Annotated in this window: 15 protein-coding genes and 2 riboswitches; of the genes, 11 read left to right on the top strand and 4 right to left on the bottom strand. The window is 44.9% G+C overall.

Annotated elements, in window-relative coordinates; all coding sequences use genetic code 11:
- Positions 1 to 91 precede the first annotated feature (91 nt).
- Positions 92 to 205, bottom strand: a riboswitch (TPP riboswitch).
- Between the two features lie 148 nt (positions 206 to 353).
- The 3 genes from Y79_RS0103145 (at position 354) to mgtE (ending at position 3,707) form a co-directional block, all read left to right on the top strand.
- On the top strand, positions 354 to 1,616 hold the full coding sequence (locus Y79_RS0103145; RefSeq protein WP_016936384.1) for a glycoside hydrolase family 18 protein: 1,263 nt from the start codon (positions 354 to 356) through the stop codon (positions 1,614 to 1,616).
- 91 nt (positions 1,617 to 1,707) lie between these two features.
- Positions 1,708 to 1,845, top strand: a complete 138-nt coding sequence (locus Y79_RS1000000121145) for a transcriptional regulator SplA domain-containing protein (RefSeq protein ID WP_016936383.1) — start codon at positions 1,708 to 1,710, stop codon at positions 1,843 to 1,845.
- A 106-nt stretch (positions 1,846 to 1,951) separates the two neighbouring features.
- Positions 1,952 to 2,117, top strand: a riboswitch (M-box (ykoK) riboswitch).
- A gap of 234 nt (positions 2,118 to 2,351) precedes the next feature.
- Positions 2,352 to 3,707, top strand: a complete 1,356-nt coding sequence (gene mgtE / locus Y79_RS0103130; RefSeq protein ID WP_016936382.1) for a magnesium transporter — start codon at positions 2,352 to 2,354, stop codon at positions 3,705 to 3,707.
- A 37-nt stretch (positions 3,708 to 3,744) separates the two neighbouring features.
- Here mgtE and tnrA read toward each other — a convergent pair whose 3' ends face one another.
- The gene (gene tnrA, locus Y79_RS0103125) at positions 3,745 to 4,077 is read right to left on the bottom strand and encodes a MerR family transcriptional regulator (RefSeq protein ID WP_003154734.1); all 333 of its coding nucleotides are present in this window, start codon (positions 4,075 to 4,077) and stop codon (positions 3,745 to 3,747) included.
- A 192-nt stretch (positions 4,078 to 4,269) separates the two neighbouring features.
- Between tnrA and Y79_RS1000000121140 the strand changes: the two genes are divergently transcribed.
- The 4 genes from Y79_RS1000000121140 (at position 4,270) to Y79_RS0103105 (ending at position 6,035) form a co-directional block, all read left to right on the top strand.
- Entirely contained in the window at positions 4,270 to 4,425 is a 156-nt protein-coding gene (locus Y79_RS1000000121140; RefSeq protein WP_016936381.1) for a hypothetical protein, read from the top strand.
- A gap of 89 nt (positions 4,426 to 4,514) precedes the next feature.
- Positions 4,515 to 4,697, top strand: coding sequence for a Fur-regulated basic protein FbpA (gene fbpA, locus Y79_RS0103115; protein WP_016936380.1), 183 nt, complete (start codon positions 4,515 to 4,517; stop codon positions 4,695 to 4,697).
- 142 nt (positions 4,698 to 4,839) lie between these two features.
- A complete protein-coding gene (locus Y79_RS0103110) occupies positions 4,840 to 5,304 on the top strand; it encodes a MarR family winged helix-turn-helix transcriptional regulator (RefSeq protein WP_007610911.1) in 465 nt (154 codons plus the stop codon).
- A 176-nt stretch (positions 5,305 to 5,480) separates the two neighbouring features.
- A complete protein-coding gene (locus Y79_RS0103105; RefSeq protein WP_016936379.1) occupies positions 5,481 to 6,035 on the top strand; it encodes a YkoP family protein in 555 nt (184 codons plus the stop codon).
- Positions 6,036 to 6,044: 9 nt separating this feature from the next.
- Here the strand turns inward: Y79_RS0103105 and Y79_RS0103100 are convergent, their stop codons facing one another.
- The 3 genes from Y79_RS0103100 to Y79_RS0103090 are packed head-to-tail and all read right to left on the bottom strand — an operon-like array spanning position 6,045 to position 11,229.
- Positions 6,045 to 7,880 carry a DNA ligase D gene (locus tag Y79_RS0103100; protein WP_016936378.1) on the bottom strand — a complete coding sequence of 612 codons (1,836 nt, stop codon included), beginning with the start codon at positions 7,878 to 7,880 and terminating at the stop codon, positions 6,045 to 6,047.
- A 2-nt stretch (positions 7,881 to 7,882) separates the two neighbouring features.
- Entirely contained in the window at positions 7,883 to 8,764 is an 882-nt protein-coding gene (gene ku / locus Y79_RS0103095; protein WP_016936377.1) for a non-homologous end joining protein Ku, read from the bottom strand.
- A 59-nt stretch (positions 8,765 to 8,823) separates the two neighbouring features.
- Positions 8,824 to 11,229 carry a bifunctional diguanylate cyclase/phosphodiesterase gene (locus tag Y79_RS0103090; protein ID WP_016936376.1) on the bottom strand — a complete coding sequence of 802 codons (2,406 nt, stop codon included), beginning with the start codon at positions 11,227 to 11,229 and terminating at the stop codon, positions 8,824 to 8,826.
- A 134-nt stretch (positions 11,230 to 11,363) separates the two neighbouring features.
- Here Y79_RS0103090 and Y79_RS0103085 point away from each other — a divergent pair, with 134 nt between their 5' ends.
- The 4 genes from Y79_RS0103085 to Y79_RS0103065 all read left to right on the top strand — a co-directional run bounded on the left by Y79_RS0103085 (position 11,364) and on the right by Y79_RS0103065 (position 15,223).
- On the top strand, positions 11,364 to 11,999 hold the full coding sequence (locus Y79_RS0103085) for a DedA family protein (RefSeq protein WP_415272849.1): 636 nt from the start codon (positions 11,364 to 11,366) through the stop codon (positions 11,997 to 11,999).
- A 244-nt stretch (positions 12,000 to 12,243) separates the two neighbouring features.
- Positions 12,244 to 13,026 (top strand): TerC family protein, encoded by a 783-nt coding sequence (locus Y79_RS0103075; RefSeq protein ID WP_016936373.1) that lies wholly within the window; start codon positions 12,244 to 12,246, stop codon positions 13,024 to 13,026.
- Between the two features lie 275 nt (positions 13,027 to 13,301).
- A complete protein-coding gene (gene sigI / locus Y79_RS0103070) occupies positions 13,302 to 14,057 on the top strand; it encodes an RNA polymerase sigma factor SigI (RefSeq protein WP_016936372.1) in 756 nt (251 codons plus the stop codon).
- Positions 14,054 to 15,223, top strand: coding sequence for an anti-sigma-I factor RsgI family protein (locus tag Y79_RS0103065; RefSeq protein WP_016936371.1), 1,170 nt, complete (start codon positions 14,054 to 14,056; stop codon positions 15,221 to 15,223). Before sigI ends, Y79_RS0103065 begins: the two co-directional genes overlap by 4 nt.
- Positions 15,224 to 15,229: the final 6 nt, after the last annotated feature.

Below are 15,229 nucleotides of genomic sequence, written 5' to 3'. Positions count from 1 at the left end.
TCCTCCCCCGTTTTTTAATGAAAAATAAAAAACTGCATATCCGAGGGAATATGCAGCAGCAGAACGAAAACGCATGGAAAAAACCCTGCGCTCCGGTCAATCTGCACTTCCCCACGCTGGTATTATCCAGATCGGGTTATAAGGGATCAAAACACGCCTGCCGCATGTTTTATCTCAGCCGATAACAGCACCCCTAGTGCGTTTCCTATACAGTTTTTTATGATGACATCATCATAGTTGATCATGTCTGATTTGTAAACAGCCTTTCTCTAAACAGAGTTTGGAATCGGACCGGAAGATCATTCATAAAGATAAGAAGAGCCCTTTTGATCAAAAGGAAACGGAGGACATCTATGTTTGTTCATACAGTGCAGTCTGGCGACTCATTATTTTCCATCAGCAGAAAGTACGGATACCCTGTTGACAGCATCAGAAGCGTCAATGGGCTTGAGGAAACGAATATCGTACCGGGGCAGGCGCTTTTGATCCCTCTTAATGAATATACGGTTCAGCCGAATGATACGTATGCCGTTATCGCAAGTAAAACTTATGTGCCGCAGATGCAGCTGATGCAGGCAAACCCGGATATTCCGCCGAACCGGCTGCGGCCGGGTTTGAAAGTGAGAATTCCGGATATCTCCAACTATCTGGCGGGAACCCTGCAATTTTATGTCATTCGGACACCTGAAGCGGACAGAGAGCTCATTAATGATTTTGCACCCTATTCATCGGCGATTTCTTTGTTTGAATATCATTTTGGCCCGAACGGAGATATCATGAATGATTTAAACGACAGAACCGCGATAGAAACCACATGGCAAAACAGGGTGCGGCCGCTTGCGGTTATCACGAATCTGACAGAAGGAGGGTTCAGCCCGGAATTAGCCCATCAAGTCCTGCAGAACCCGACGGCGAGAACGAACCTCGTCAATAATATCGTCTACCTGACCGTAAGAAAGGGATACGGCGGTGTCAATATTGATTTTGAACGGATCAGGGAAGCCGACCGGGACCTGTTTACAGGATTTCTCCGGCAGTTAAAAACCAGGCTCTCAGAGCATCAGCTCGCGCTAACGATATCGGTTCCGGCGAAAACAAATGAAGCGGTGCCGTGGCTGAGGGGATATGATTACGGCGGAATCGGAGCCGTCGTCGATTATATGTTCATCATGGCGTACGACTGGCACCACGCCGGCAGTGAGCCGGGACCCGTAGCGCCTTTGACGGAGGTCAGAGAAACCATCCATTTTGCCATCAGCAGGGTGCCGAGAAGAAAGGTGATTCTCGGTGTGCCGCTGTACGGATATGATTGGGTGATTCCGTACAGCCCCGGGACGATCGGATCGGCGATCTCCAATCAGCGCGCCATGGAAACCGCCATGAAATATCAATCAGTGATCCGCTACTCTCAGAGGGATCGCTCCCCTTACTTCCGGTATACGGATGAAAATGGAAGAACGCATGAAGTATGGTTCGAGGATGTGCGAAGCATGAGTGAAAAAATGGTTCTCGTGCGGGAATTCGGACTGCAGGCGATCGGCGCGTGGCAATTAACGCTCGGCTTCAAACCGGGTCCGTGGCTGTTGCGGAACTTTTTCACCATCCGAAAGATATGACTGCATTGCCCCGCTTTTGCGGAGAGTTTTTCTTTCTTATGATAACGGATCTTCTTTTGGACAATCTAAAGTTGAAAAGGAGGTCTGTTCTGTGAAGAAAAGGGAAGAGCAGTATATCAACGAGGCTGAGTATGTACCGCACCCGACAAAAGAAGGGGAATACGCGCTCATGCTGCATGAATCATATCATTTACTTTCAGAAGAAGATGAAAGCAATTTGCCGGAATAAGGGCTTTATGCCTTTATTCCGTTTATTTTATAGGCATATGCTGAAATAACAATTTAAAGGTTGACACATTCCTTTTTTTTCTGTAATCTCAGTGTGTCAATTCAAATAACAACTTCGTTAGGTGAGGCTCCTGTATGGAGATACGCTGCTGCCCAAAAATGTCCAAAGACGCCAATGGGTCAACAGGAATCATCGACATAAGGTGATTCTTAACGCAGCTGGATGATTGTCCTATGCCATACAGTGCTAAAGCTCTACGAATGAAGGCCCCGCACGTTTATTTGCCGTGCTTGTTTTCGCCTTCATTTCGGAAGGTTTTTTTTATGCCTCAAAACGTACATGACTGAGCATGATAAGGAGGTGCGGAGTATGGATTCTCCCCATTCGAGTATGTCAGAAGAAGTACCCATATACAGCCAGATAACCAGTGACGACATGATGAGGAGACAAACCGCCGCACTTCCCTTGACGGACGGCGCGTCTCCGTAAAGGAGGTACGAGTCCCGATGGTCCAAAACATGACCTATGACGAACTCATATTACGCATTATCATTTTATTGCGGGACGGAAAAATAAAAGAATTCCGAAACATGATAGACGAGCTTCAGCCCTATGATATGGCCTTTTTATTTAAAGAAATGCCGGAAAAGCACCGGGCACGCTATCTGTCATATATGACGGTTGATGACATCACCGATATGATCGGAGAGCTGGAGCGGGAATTTCAGCTTGCCGTTCTCCATAAAGTCGGTAAAACGAAAGCCACTCTCGCAATGAATAAAATGGATAACGACGATCTCGCCGCTTTGCTGGAAGAGATGGATGAAGAGCTGAAAGAGCAGCTTTTGTCCAGCATGGAGGCCGAGGAATCAAAGGCCGTACAGCTTTTGATGAACTATCCGCAAGAATCCGCGGGCCGGATGATGACGAACCGCTTCGTCTGGATTCCCCAGCATTATACAGTAAAAGATGCGGTCGTGAAGCTGAAAAGCTTTGCGGAAATCGCAGAATCAATTAACTACTTGTACGTGATTAATGACAGCAAGCAGCTTGTCGGGGTGCTCTCTTACAGAGATTTAATTCTCGGCGAGCCTGAAGATAAAGTGCAGGATCTCATGTTTACGCGTGTCATCTCGGCCGGGGTGCTCCAGGATCAGGAAGAAGTCGCCCGGCTGATCCAGCGGTATGACTTTTTAGCCATTCCCATCGTTGAAGAAAATAATGTGCTTGTCGGCATCGTCACTGTCGATGATATTATCGACGTCGTGATTAAAGAGGCTGATGAAGATTACGAAAAATTCGCCGCCTCCGGTAAGGCGATTACATTTGATACGAAAGCGTACGTGGCGGCGTACCGCCGCTTGCCGTGGCTCATTCTCCTTTTGTTTATCGGATTGATTTCCGGAAGCATCCTGAATTATTTTGAAGATACATTGCAAAAAGTAGTCGCCCTCGCATTTTTCATGCCGATGATCGCGGGAACGACGGGAAATACAGGCACACAGTCGCTCGCTGTCGTTATCAGAGGATTGGCTAAAGAAGAAATGAATAAAAAAACCATCTTTAAACTGATTTTCCGGGAATTAAGAGCCGGCATCTACATCGGTATTGTCTGTGCGATTGCGATTACAATTGTCGCAACCGTCTGGCAGAAAGACTTAACGCTCGGTTTTGTCGTCGGTTCATCGCTGCTTGCAACGCTGATTATCGGTACGATGGCCGGAACGATCGTCCCTATTATTCTTCATAAACTGAACATAGACCCGGCGATTGCATCCGGGCCGCTGATTACGACGCTGAACGATATTTTGTCCTTATTAATTTATTTCGGCATTGCAACTGCATTTCTTCATGCTTTATAAAAAAAGGTCCGTCTCATTAGGAGGCGGACTTTTTTTGTCAGCGGTTTTTATATTTAAAATGGGCATTAAGCTGTCCTTCCAGCATTTTCTTGCGGAGCTGCGGGTCGTTTTTGAGGGCCTGCTCTTTTTTGCGCATGTCTTTTAAAATCTCAGCCGTCTGCACGCCGTCCTCACGCTTGTTGGCAATATCCATCAGCCGCTCAACGTCCGCGAAGGAATATTTTCTCGTTCCCCGCGATGAGCGCTGCGGGTAAATTAATTTCCGTTCTTCATAGTATCTGATCTGCCTGACTGACAATCCGGTTAATTCGCTTACAATGCCGATCGAGATTACTTTTTTATCTTTGTAAGATTGTTCGTCTGTCGTCATTTTTCCACCCCTGGATGTCTTTTACTCATATTATATAAGAAAAAAAGAGAAAAAACCTGACGCTTGTCAGGTTTTCTGACGTGAAATAGAAGATTTTAGAAAAAAAGCGTCAGAAAAATTAACAAGGTTAATGCATGGCTCTGTATCCCGTTTTATGCTTACTTTACAGATACAATGAGAGGAAGGATATGAATGGAGAAAGAAAAAGCGGTTTCGCTGGCAAAAGAAATCATTGAATTAGATATGAAACGCGATGAAATGCTCGAGACGTTTATGCAGATTGCCGGGGAACATGCTTTTCCGCTGCTCAGAGCTGTCCAGAACGGACTTTACCGAAAAACATCATAATTCCACATAAGTTTTACAATGGCTTCATACGTCATTGAAATAAAAGCGGTATTCTGATCATAGAATAACGGAAAACAAAGGAGGGCGTCATGAGTCATTTGTTTCAAAATGCACTGGACAAAGAGAGAAACCATTATTCCAAAAAGCTTCTTCAGATCGGAGTCTATACGAAAGAAATACTGAACTCCATGACAATCACGGAGCTGAGAAAGGAATACGCGTATTTTTTCCGGAACATTCCCTATAAAGAACGAAACCCTTATACAAATTAAATGATGTATAAGGGTATTTTTTTATATAAAAAAGAAGGAATTCTGAAAAACGGCACGAATAGAATATAAAACAAAGAACGACTCTTATGAATTGTAAGGGTTTACATTATTTTTTTATAAAAATCTTAAATACGGGGTAGATATGATGAGATTATCATTTAATGAAGAAGAAGTGATGCGTTCGATGAATTTGTACAAAGTTTTTGCAAGGGCTTTCAAAAGTGTATCTGAACACAGCATCCGCGACAGTAAAGAACACGGTTTTAATCCGACTGAATTTGCCGTTTTGGAGCTGCTGTATACGAGAGGCCCGCAAAAGCTCCAGCAAATCGGGTCGCGTCTTTTGCTTGTCAGCGGGAATGTCACCTATGTCATCGACAAGCTTGAAAGAAACGGGTTTTTGGTCAGAGAACAAGACCCGAAGGACAAACGGTCTGTTTACGCCCATTTAACTGATAAAGGAAATGAGTATTTAGACAAAATTTATCCGATTCATTCATTGAGAATTGCGAGAGCGTTTTCAGGACTTATGCCTGAGGAACAGGAACAGCTGATTGCCTTATTGAAAAAAGCGGGGATTCACAGCCAGCACTTGCTTTTCCGTTAAAAGAAAGCGGATACAAACACTCTTCTTCAAGGAGAGTGTTTTTTTCTGTCCGACGGTAGAGCCTGAAGCCGATTTTGCATATGCTGATACAGGGCGGCATCATTATTTACCAATCATAATGTGACATGCCCCATGCCAAAATATGAAAGTGCTTTGAATATAAAGAAGGTGAACGTGTGAGAAGCTGTCTGCTGACTATATGGTACTTACTTGATCCGCTTTATTTCTTCTTTACCCGGCTGACGCTGATTGATAAACAGCAATCGAATGTATTCCGCGTTCGTTTGACAAGATATAAAGGGAAAGAGGTCATCCTGAGCGACGGAACCAGAATTAAAAAAAATGACGTGTTAGTCAAGATTCATCTTCATAACGTCAAACTCCTGAAAGAGCTGCAGCCTATTGAAAGCGCGGTCAGAAGGGGGATTATGCTATATCAAAAGGTTTATCAATCCATGCCTCATTTAGCTGATTATATTAATCAGCATAAACGGAAAGACGAGATTAAAGGCGTCGTCGGCATTACGATGCTTCATAAAGGGGCGGCAAGACTCGGATTTGATGTGATAAAGCCGTCCAGCTGCTGCTACAGGCTGTTTAAAAAAGCGGCACATATTCCGATATTATATTTTACTGAAAAACAGCTCACCCTCAAAAACATTCCTTATTCCTGCTATTTATTCATTTCCAAAGAAAAACTGATGTGCACGTATCAGACTGAAAAGAGCTGACGAAAAGCGTCAGCTCTTTCTCTTGATTTGCTCAAGCACGTTTGAAAGCGGGCCGTCCTGCGGATTCCGGTAAAAATCATAAAACGGATCTCCCTCTGTCCTGACCCGATTCACCACTGTATCAATCGTATAATCATCGGGTGTTAAAGAGGAGTTGACTTCGTTCCAATAAAGAGGGGCGGCAACCGTTCCTAGTTCATTGCCCCGGGTCGAATAAGGAGCGATGATCGTTTTTCCTTCGGCATGCTGCAAATAATCAAGGTAGAGCCTGCCGTTTCGGTTTTTGATAAACCGCTCTGTCGTAAAAAGATCCGGACGCGTCCTGACGCAATAATCGGCGATGAGCATTGTGAACGCGCGGGTCTCCTCATAGGTGAATGCTTCCGGTGAAAGCGGGATGTAGAGCTGAATGCCTTTATTCCCGGAAAGTTTCGGGAATGATGTAATGCTGAATGAGTCAAACAGCTGTTTCAGCACATGCGCCGCCTCCACGGCCATAGGAAAATCGTTCCTTGACGGAGGATCAAGGTCAATGACGATTTCTGCGGGCCTTTCAGAATGCACGGTCTGAAACGGAACGTGAAATTCCAGCGCCAGCTGATTGGCGAGCCATAAAAGAGACGGTATGCTGCTGCATACGATGTGTTCGTGGCTCCCGTCAAATACGCTTGAGACAAAGTCCGGTGTGTAATCCGGTTTGTTTTTTTGAAAAAAAGATTCGCCCGGCGCCCCATGCGGATAACGGATCACCGTGACGGCCCGATCTTTGAGAAAGGGTATAAGAAAATCGCTCATCTTCACCATATAGCAAAGGAAATCCTCTTTCTTTTTTTCAGCCTTCTTAAAAACGGTCTTGTCCAGGCTTGTGAACTGCAGTTTCGGCGGCAGCGTTTTAGAACGGAGGATAAGCTGCTGATACGTACATTCAGTCCAATCCATTTCAAACTTAAAAGAAACAAAAGACACTTCACGCAGCGTGTCCTGCAATATGGTTAAATACTGCACGGTCATACAGATGGAAGGCTCAAGTATATACTCGCCGCTTTTTTGTTTTTTGCCGTGAGTCTCCATAATGGTTCTGACGGCGTTTTTTTCTTCCGCCTGCATGCCGTGGGAAACGGAAGCGATCGGGACAATGGTGCCGTCTTTTAATACCGAGGCCGTCACATACCCGTTCTTCGGATTAAACCCGGTTAATAGCACGTGAGCCGTTTTCATATGTTTATACTTCTGCCAGTCGGGAGACCGTTTATTTTCCGCCCAGCCGCTTGATGCTTTTTTTGCTACTATTCCTTCTCCGTCATACCGGACGACCTTGTCCCAGAGCGCTTCAAAGTCAGTGTGCTCTGGAATGTACTGAATCGCTTCCTCCGCTAAGTGATGGGGGCTTTTCGGAAGATTGGCTTCTTCAAACAGTTTGAAAAGGGCGCGCTTCCGCTTCACATACGGCAATGAGACGATGCCGGCACCTTCCAGAACTAAGAGATCAAATGCCAGAAAGCGGCACGGCCGTCTATGGGCGGTGGTTTCAATGGCTTCTGCCCGTTTTAAACGCCCGCGGATTTGAATATGTTCAAAGTCCGCTCTGTACGGATTGATTAAATAGACAAGCTCTCCGTCAAGCGTAATGGGGAACCGGTCTTTCATGTGCTGAAAACACCGTGCCGCAAAAGCCGTGATTTCCGGAAATTGATTCGTCAGCGTCTGGCCGTTTCTGCTGGTCAATGTGACGCCGCTTTCGTCTATGCGGAGAAGACAGCGGAATCCGTCATACTTTACCTCATAGCGCCACTCACTGCCTATGGGCGGTGAAGAGGTCAAAATCGGCTGCATCGTCAGCACCATGATTAAGACGTTCCGGCTTTTTGTCTGGTCGTCTTCCGCTTTTTGCCTTCGCCGCCTGCAGGTGCGGCGTCTTTTGTCCGTGCCGGTGCAGCCTGCTCGCGATTCGGCCGCTTCGTCCGGTCGATGCTTGCCTGAAGGGCGCTGACAAGATCAATGACATCTTCGCGCGGGCCGGCAGCAGCCGGTGTTACGCCCGCTTCTTCATGTTCAAGCTTATCATTAATTTTGGCGAGAAGGGCTTTCCGGTATGTGTCTTCGTATTGCTCTGGCTCAAACTCGGTTGTCAGCTCATTAATTAACGTAATCGCCGTCTGCAGCTCTTTTTCATTAACGGCTGTCTGCTCCGGAACGCCTGGCACATGTCCGGCGTTTCTGACTTCATCCGGATAATGAATGGATTCCATCACGATGCAGTTGTCATACACCCGAAGAATCGCAAGCTGCTGCTTAGAACGGATCGTAATAGAGGCAATCCCGATTTTACCGGTCGTCCTCAGCGCTTCCCGCAAAAGTGTATAGGCTTTTGTGCCGTTGTCTCCAGGGCCGACATAATAAGACCGGTTAAAATAAATCGGATCAATCTCTTGCAGCTGGACAAAGTCAACAATCTCAACCGCTTTTTCTTCGTGTTCCTGTTTTACGTCTTTCAGGTCTTCGTCTGTCAAAATGACGTATTTTCCCTTTACATACTCATAGCCTTTAGCGATTTCATCCGGCTCCAGACTCTTTTCACACCCGGTACAGATCTTTTCGTATTTAATCGGCGCATGATCTTCTTTATGAAGACTGCGGAATTTTATATCTTTATCTTCAGTGGCCGCAAAGAGCTTGACCGGGATATTGACGAGGCCGAAACTGATCGAACCCTTCCACATCGTGTGCATGAATAAAAACTCCTTTTTTCTTTATTGTGGATAATCGGGTCCGTTCCATGTGTAGAAACTTATGGGTGGCGCGGCGCTTCATTGAGGAGCCGTTCAATCTCCTCAGGAGGCAATGGCCTGCTGAAATAGTATCCCTGAAGAAAATCGCATCCTTTTTCATCTAAAATCTTTTTTTGCATCGCCGTTTCAACCCCTTCAGCAACGACTAGAAGAGAAAGCTGATGGCCCATGGCAATAATGGCGCCGGTGATCTGCGCAGATTTAGGATGTGTCTGGAGATCATCTATAAATGATTTATCTATTTTCAATCTGTGAATCGGAAAGTCCTTCAAGTAGCTGAGAGAACTGTGACCCGTTCCGAAATCATCGATGCTTACACTGATTCCCAGCTCAGTTAGTGCGGTAAGCACTTTTTTGCTGTGCTCGTGATCCTCCATTGTCATGCTTTCGGTCACTTCTGCTTCAAGCAGCCGGGGAGGAAGCTTGTAATGGGAAAGTGTTTTCTGAATAAACGGAACCAGTTCTTCTGATTGAAACTGTTTGGCCGAAATATTAATGGCGACTGGAAGGTGGTATCCTTTTTCATGCCACTCCTTCGCCTGCCGGCACGCCTCGGTAATGATCCATTTGCCGAGGTCAATAATCAGCCCGGTTTCTTCGGCGGCCTGAATAAAGTCTCCGGGATTCTTCAGTTTCCCATCCGCGCCGGCCACTCTCAGAAGCGCTTCAGCTCCCGTGATGAGCTGATCAGAAGAGCTGTATTGAGGCTGATAATGAAGGACGAACCTTTTTTTCTCAATCGCTTCTCTCAGCTCCATCTCAAGCCGAAGCTTTTTCGCTTCTTTTTCTCCGATTTGGGCAGAGTAATATTTGTATTTGCTTTTGTTTCGGTCTTTACAGGCGTACATCGCCATATCGGCTTTTTTCATCAGTTCCATCCCGTCCGACCCGTCTTTTGGAGAGACAGCGATTCCGATGCTGACGGAGGTGATCAGCTCATGCTCCTGAATGGTAAACGGTTTTTCGAACTGCAGGATGATCTGTTTTGCTAAATCATCAATGTCATCGTTCTCAGAAGGGACGTCAGTTAAAATAATAATAAATTCATCACCGCCAAGACGGGCGATAAAACCATTATCCGGGATGATGGAGGAGAGCCTCTGAGCCGCTGATTGAAGAAGTCCGTCTCCGGCATTGTGCCCGAGCGCATCGTTAATAATTTTAAACCGATTTAAATCGAGAAAGAACACAACGGTCAAGCGTCCGAATGAATGATCTCTTTCCAGAACTTCTGTCAACCGCTGAACGGCATGCCGGCGGTTCGGCAGGTCTGTCAAAGAATCATAATGCGCCATACGGTGAATGTCCTTCTCGGCTTTCCGCTGTTTGGTCATGTCTTTGCAGATGACATATACACTGTCCAGTCCGTTATCGACCAAAACGGGGATAAAGGTAACATTAATATAAAATAAGCCGATGTCTGTTTTCAGATCAGCATCAATATGCAGGGCCTGCTGTTCTTTTTTTACCTGTTTAAAATAGGTTTTCAGCTGTCTGCTGATATGCCTGCGCCAATTTTGGCTGTCCAGTCCGAAATTGTGTTTCATCTCGGCTCCTGCTTCATTAGAGTAAAGAATTTTACCGTCAGGAGATAGGATGAAAATAGGGTCAATATTATGATTGATTAATGATTGGAACCGCTGTTCATGGTCTTTCATCCGTTCATTGTGGCGGAAGAACTGACGATCGAAATGTGAGCTGAAAAACAATAACATCTGAAAACAAAAGATGATCAGCGTAATAAAAACGGACCAATGAAACGAATGAATTTCCATATCGTTTTCCGGCTTTCTCATGTCTTCATAAAATGAGGCAGCCATCATTCCGGTATAATGCATCCCTGAAACGGCCGCGCCCATGAAAACAGAACCGATGATTTTGTGAAAAGTAAAAGGTTCCGTCGGTTTTTTCGCTGCCAAACCGAAAAATACTTTCAGCGAAATGAAAGAAGAAGCCATGGCAATCAGAATAGACATACAGAACAAAAAGGGATTATACATAATCATTACCCGGGAAATGGCCGACATTCCCATGTAATGCATGAGAGAAATTCCCGCGCCCATAAAAACAGATCCGGTAATCAGCCGGCTGAATGTTAAGATTCTCCGGCTGACAATGTATAAAGCCGCAAAAGATCCGGAAATCGCGGCGGCTGCAGAAAAGAACATCGGCACAGCTTCATAATTCATATGCATGTTCATATAAACGGCAAGCATTCCGACAAAGTGCATTGACCATATGCCGAAACCCATGATAACTGAACCCGCAAACAGCCACAGCTTACTGTGAATCCCCGTTTTGAGCGTTATTTTTCTGGAAATTTCAAGTGAAGTAAACGCCGCCAGACAAGCAATCAGGATGGATAGCCCGACAAGCGGGACATTGTATTGTACATGTAATTCCAAAAGATGATTCCTCCTACTACTACCGATCTGAAACGATCCTCATTTATATCGGCGCGGCATAAAAATATTTCAGTTTCGAGGTTTTGTGTTAAAATGCTTCTTAAGATTCAGAATACAAATGCCTGGAGTGATAAATCATCGAAGGTTTTATCATATCAATAATAGAAGCGTTTAAAAGCTTATCCTACGCCGGAATTTTTTTGGCGCTGAGTATAGAATTCATCCCGGCGGAAATTGTACTTCCGCTTGCAGGCTACTGGGTGTCAAAAGGGGATATGACGCTTGCCGGAGCCGTGATTGCCGGATCGCTCGGCGGTGTTTCGGGTCCGCTGGTCTTATATGGAATCGGAAGGCTGGGGGGCCGGCCGTTTTTGCTGAAGTATGGAAAGTATATATGGATAAAGCCCGAATCTCTTCAGAAATCAGACCATTTCTTTCAGAAACACGGAGGTTTGGTAGCGTTCAGCGGCCGTTTTATACCGGGGGTCAGGACGCTGATTTCTCTGCCGTGCGGAATTGCGAAAATGAATGTCTGGGTGTTTTCTCTTTATACATATGCAGTGATGCTCCCGATTACGTTTGTTTACGTATACCTCGGAATGAAGCTCGGGGAAAATTGGAAAAGCGTCGGTTCCATTCTTGATCAATATATGCTGCCGCTCGGTATATTCATTGTCTTGCTTCTTGTCTTTTATCTGCTTTTAAAGAGAGGAAAGCATCGGGATAAAACAGAAAAAATTTCTCAATTTGTTAAAAAAGTTAAGCGTTGACAAATGATGAAACAGGCTTTATCATGAGCGTATAAACAAAATATTTCTTGAAATCCCAAAGGGGAGTAGCGTCCGGATGTTCCGGAAACAAAGTCGTCAATTCATGGATCATATCCATCGGCTTTGTTGGCATGCCAATCATTCATGTCTAGCAAGACCTTTGCCTTATATCGGCAAAGGTCTTTTTTGCGTAAAAAAACGCCGGTATAAGCTCGGATGATAGAAATGAAACGGAGGGAATGGATTGGACTTTGCATTATTATTGGAGTATGGATGGGTTCTTCTCGTTTTAATCGGGCTGGAAGGGATTTTAGCGGCGGATAATGCGCTGGTGATGGCTGTGATGGTGAAGCATCTTCCGGAAAAACAAAGGAAGAAGGCTTTATTTTACGGATTGGCGGGCGCATTTATTTTGCGTTTCGGGTCGCTGTTTGCCATTTCTTTTCTGGTGAATGTCTGGCAGGTTCAGGCCCTGGGCGCCTTATATCTCCTTTACATCGCGGTCAGTCATTTGCTGAAGCGGTATGTATTCAAACATAGCACAGAGCAGAAAACGCAGAAAGAGAGCGGATTTTGGCAGACTGTATTGAAAGTGGAGCTGGCTGACATCGCTTTTGCCGTTGACTCCATTTTAGCGGCGGTCGCGCTTGCCGTAACGCTTCCGGAAACGCCGCTTCCTGCCATTGGCGGCTTGGATGGCGGTCAGTTTCTCGTTATTTTAGCCGGCGGTGTTATCGGTTTAATCATCATGCGCTTTGCGGCGTCTATGTTTGTTTCCTTATTAAAAACCAGACCGAGCCTTGAAACGGCGGCATTTGTTATTGTCGGGTGGGTAGGCGTGAAGCTCGCTCTTTATACTCTGGCTCATGAGGAACTCGGCGTAATTCCGGCGGATGTTATTCATTCTGCGGCTTGGAAAATCATTTTCTGGACGGTTTTGGCAGCCATTGCGGTTTGCGGATGGTTTATGTCAGGAAGAAAACAAATAGAGCAGGACGCGGCATCGGCGGAAAGAGAACACGCATAAAAGGAATCTTAGGGGACTGTTTTTTTAAAAAAACAGGTTCCCTTTTTTATTTGAAACGCTTACATTTAAGACATATGATAACAATTTTATAACAGCCTTGTTACAAAAAACACAGAGAAAACCCCCTTAATTCTGCCCGAGCGCACGAAATCATGTATAGTACGTCTTATTGGCTTGTCATAATTGAGACAAATGAAATCGATTTCTCTTTTTCTTCCTTTGCGAATCCCTACTAAATTAGCTATGATTATGAGTAGTTATAGGGAGGAACTGAGGTGAAACCAGTGCTTAGCCTTTTGTTTAAATTGGGAAAAAAGAAGCAAACGCTTGAAACATCTGTTGAAAAAATACAAAAAGGCGACAAAGATCTGCAGAACGATTTAATACAGCAATATAAGCCTTTTATCGCGAAGACGGTTTCATCCGTTTGTAAACGATATATAGATGAAAAAGACGACGAATTCAGCATCGGGCTGATCGCGTTTAACGAAGCCATTGAAAAATATTCGGCTGAAAAAGGTAATTCGCTGCTTGCATTTGCAGAGCTGATTATAAAAAGAAAAGTAATAGATTATATCAGAAAAGAAGCAAGAGCCGCCCAGCATATCAATATGGATGTGCAGGAAGGCGACGACCAGGAGTCTTCGCAAAGCCTTATTGAAGCGGAGCTTTCCATTGATGAATACCGCAAACAGATAGAACAGGAGCAGCGCCGGGAAGAAATTCTTTTTTTTCAGAAGCAGCTGCAAGAATACGGTCTGTCCTTTAAAGAGCTGCTGGAACAATCGCCGAAGCATACAGATGCGAGGCAGAATGCGATTAAGGTAGCCTACACGCTTGTGGAAAATGAAGAGCTGGCGTCTATTTTGCACCAGAAGAAACAGCTTCCGGTCAAACAGCTGGAGCAGCTCGTGTCGGTGAGCAGAAAAACGATCGAACGGAACCGAAAATATATCATCGCCATGAGTATTATTATTTCCGGTGATTATATTTATTTAAAAGATTATCTTAAAGGGGTGTTGCACTCATGAGAAGAGGGATCATAGTAGAGAAAAATAAAAAATTCGTCACGTTGCTAACCCCTGACGGACAATTTTTGAAAACAAAAAATGATCACCGCGCTTGTGAAATTGGAGAGGAAATTACGTTTGAAGGCGAAACGCGTATGGGAAGAAGGGCCAGCTTTTTTGATCTTCTGAAACTGCGCCCTTTTAAATTGGGAGTGTTTACAATGACTGCTATTATCCTATTTATTTTAATCATGCTCCCGGTTTTTTCTGATAACAAAGCTTACGCGTATATGACGCTTGACATTAATCCAAGCATTGAAATGGCTTTAAACAGCAAATACGAAGTCATTGAACTCACACCGCTGAACCATGACGCCCAAAAGGTCATAAGTGACATCGGAGACTGGAAAAGCAGCGATTTTAAGGAAGTCATCAGTAATATTATTACCGATTGCAGCAAGCATGGATATGTAAAGGAATCAAAAGAGATTTTAATTTCCACGGTTTACGAAAATACAGATGACAATACATATAAAAAAGGCGTTAAAAAACAGCTGGCTGACATGACTGAAAAATATAAGGGCACCTACCAGCTTCAATCTCTTGAATCGGATATGGAAACAAGGGAAAAAGCAAAACAGGAAGGGATGTCAACAGGCAGCTACATAAGAAGAAACGAAAAGAAAACAGAAGATAAACAGCCTGAAAAGAAAACCGACGATAGTGAAAACGAACAGAAAAACACTGAAACAGATACCGATCAAAATAAGCAGCCGGACACAGAAAAACCGGCGGCTGATGACAACACGGCTCCTGATGAAGAAAAGGCAGCAGAGCAGCCGGAAAACAATGAAACAACGCCCGGCACGGAAGATGCGAAGCCGGACAGTCAAGACGGCAATCAGCAAAATGAAAAAAATGCAGTTTCCGGATCAGAGGAAAATACTCAGAAGGAACAAGATGGGGAAACAGAGCAGCCCCCAACACAAAATCCTCAGGAAAACGGAAATGACAAAGAGCCTAAGCAGAGGTATAACAATCATTACTGGAATCATGAACGAAATGAACATTGGGAATCCTATCGGCGCCATGAAGATCCGTCAGACCGAAGGAACCCGAACGGCTACCGGCACGGAAGGGAGAATGCCGATAAACATCAAAATTCGCCGAGAAATCCCGGCGAATAAGCTGCA

Origin of the sequence: Bacillus siamensis KCTC 13613, from assembly GCF_000262045.1 — a bacterium.
GTDB lineage: Bacteria > Bacillota > Bacilli > Bacillales > Bacillaceae > Bacillus > Bacillus siamensis.
The sequence above is the reverse complement of the archived record's forward strand: the minus strand, read 5'-3'. Positions and strand labels throughout refer to the sequence as shown.